Origin of the sequence: Romboutsia weinsteinii (assembly GCF_002250835.2) — a bacterium.
Classification (GTDB): Bacteria; Bacillota; Clostridia; order Peptostreptococcales; family Peptostreptococcaceae; genus Romboutsia_A; species Romboutsia_A weinsteinii.
The window spans coordinates 1-2,532 of record NZ_NOJY02000123.1 but is presented as its reverse complement, the minus strand read 5'-3'; the positions used below and the strand labels follow the sequence as shown (position 1 = coordinate 2,532).

The window sequence follows — 2,532 nt, the reverse complement described above, 5'->3', positions numbered from 1 at the left end:
GTTTAATATTGATGAAGACTCATTAGAAATAGGAATGGCACTATATGCTCAATATGGTATAGATTTCTTAAATAAAAAGTAATCTTAAATATATATTGCTAACTAGATTTTATCCAAGATATAAATAAAGCACTAGATTCAAGTTTTTAGAACTTGATTTCAGTGCTTTTTAGTTTTTAATAAATAAAATATAAAATAGATAGTCTAGTGAATATATATGTTCCAAAGTAACTACTAGCTAGTATATAGAATTATAAAATTAAGTGAAGTATATTTTGTCCTTAGTTATAAAATATACTATAATTATAGTGTATAAAATAAATTTGAATTTATTAATTATAAAAATATATGTTTTATAAATTACTACTTAAGTAATCTATAAAATGAATTTTAATTAAGGGGGAAACTAATGATGAACTATCAAGAATCATTGAAATATATAGCTGAGTCTCACAAGTTTGGAGTAAGATTAGGCTTAGATAATAGTATTAAATTATTAGAACTTTTAGGAAATCCGCATAAGAATTTAAATATAATTCATGTAGCAGGAACTAATGGAAAAGGATCTACTTGTTCATTTGTATCTAATATATTAAGAGAGGGAGGATATAAGGTTGGACTTTATACATCTCCATTTTTAGAAACATTTACAGAAAGAATAAGAGTGAATGGTGAAAATATACCACAAGAGGATGTAGCAAGAATAATAACTATAATAAAAGAAAAAATAGAAATTATGGTTGAAGAAGGCTACTACAATCCTACTGAATTTGAAATAGTTACAGCAATGGCATTTTATTATTATAATGAGCAAAATGTAGACTTTGTAGCATTGGAAGTAGGTATGGGCGGAAGATATGATGCTACAAATGTAATCGAGAACTCATTAGTCAGCGTAATAGTGTCAGTAAGCTTAGACCATGTGGGTATACTTGGGGATACTGTTAGTAAAATCGCTTACGAAAAGGCAGGAATAATAAAAGAAAATGGAGCATCAATTGTATATAAGCAAAGCAAAGAAGCCGAAGATGTAATAAAAGAAGTATGTAAAGAGAAAAATGCTATGTACATAGAAGTACCGTTTGATAGTGTTGAAGTTAAAAAATCAGACATATACTCGCAAATTTATAGTTGCACTATAGGTGAAGAAGAGTATGATGATTTAGAGATAAGATTAATAGGCGATCATCAGATAAATAATTCTATGATGGCACTTAGTGTAATAAAATACATAAAGGAAAACAAAGGAATAGAAATAAGTGAAGAAGCTATAAGAGAAGGTCTAATAAAAACACAATGGCCAGGAAGAATTGAAAAAATAAGCGAAAATCCAATGTTTATAATAGATGGAGCTCACAATGAAGATGGAGCAAAATCATTAGCAAAAGCTCTAGAAAAGAACTTCTCTGGTAAACAATTAACACTTTTAATAGGAATGCTAGAGGACAAAGATATCAATAGTGTTTTAAAGATTTTGATTCCTAGATTTAATAGGGTGATAACTACAACACCAGATAATCCAAGAGCGATGAACTGTGAAGAATTAGCTAAAAAAATATCTGAATATGTACCTAATGTGATATCTAAGCCAACGATAGAAGAAGCTGTAAAGTATACTTTAGAAACTTCGACATTAGAAGATGTAATAATAAGTGCAGGTTCATTATATATGATAGGAGCAGTGAGAACATTAGTAAAAAATACAATGCTACAATATCAAGATTAGATCTATATAAATTTTAATACTAAAAAAGGCAGTATGATAAATTATTAATACGCTAACTTAGTTTTAACTAAGCATGTAAAATAATTATTATGCTGCCTTATTGCATTTTATGGAAAATAATCTATAAAGCTTCTCTTATAGCTTTTGATAATTGATCTGGGCAAGATGTAGCTTTACCACCACAAGGTATATTTTCTAACTTATCAGCTACAGCAAATGCATCTTCGCCTAATACTAGGTGCTTTATTCCTATCATGTTACCAGGGCATCCTCCAACAAAATCAATGTCAGTTATTTTATTTTCAGCATCTACCTCAAAACTCATTTCTCTACAGCAAACTCCAGATGGTTTAAATACTATCTTTTTCATAATGTCCACTCCTATTTAAATTATTATACTCAAATAATAATACCAATATCTATTTAACATTGCAATATTAAAGAAGATGAATAATACAAGCAGAGGCATTAATATACTATTATATATGTTTTATAGAGAGGAGGCGAATGATTGAAAGTATATATTTCTAACTATCTATCAAAGAGTATCAGTATACTAGACTACTCAACACTTGAATTAGAAAAAGAAATATTATTAGAAGAAAATATCCATCCTCACCATTTTTGTATAGATAAAAAACAGAACATCATTTATATACCAAGTGCTATAAATGGGATTTTATATGTTGTGGATATGGAAACTGATAAAATTATTGATACTGTTTCTATAGGAGGTAATTTAAGCCAAATAGTTCGATGCAATGATGAGTTGTTTATATCAAATGAAGATTCCAATAGTATATATG

The 2,532-nt window shown here is 28.1% G+C and carries 3 protein-coding genes; 2 read left to right on the top strand and 1 reads right to left on the bottom strand.

What is annotated here, in order from left to right; translation table 11 throughout:
• Window positions 1-412: 412 nt before the first annotated feature.
• A complete protein-coding gene (locus CHL78_RS19945; RefSeq protein WP_094369678.1) occupies window positions 413-1,726 on the top strand; it encodes a bifunctional folylpolyglutamate synthase/dihydrofolate synthase in 1,314 nt (437 codons plus the stop codon).
• A gap of 121 nt (window positions 1,727-1,847) precedes the next feature.
• Here the strand turns inward: CHL78_RS19945 and CHL78_RS19940 are convergent, their stop codons facing one another.
• Window positions 1,848-2,096 (bottom strand): TIGR03905 family TSCPD domain-containing protein, encoded by a 249-nt coding sequence (locus CHL78_RS19940; protein ID WP_094369679.1) that lies wholly within the window; start codon window positions 2,094-2,096, stop codon window positions 1,848-1,850.
• A gap of 141 nt (window positions 2,097-2,237) precedes the next feature.
• Between CHL78_RS19940 and CHL78_RS19935 the strand changes: the two genes are divergently transcribed.
• Window positions 2,238-2,532 (top strand): YncE family protein (locus CHL78_RS19935; protein WP_330408683.1); only part of this gene is annotated, 295 nt, incomplete at its 3' end.

Coding starts and splice junctions, on each gene's coding strand:
- CHL78_RS19945 (WP_094369678.1), top strand. CDS start 413: ATGAACTATCAAGAATCATTGAAATATATAGCTGAGTCTCACAAGTTT.
- CHL78_RS19940 (WP_094369679.1), bottom strand. CDS start 2,096: ATGAAAAAGATAGTATTTAAACCATCTGGAGTTTGCTGTAGAGAAATG.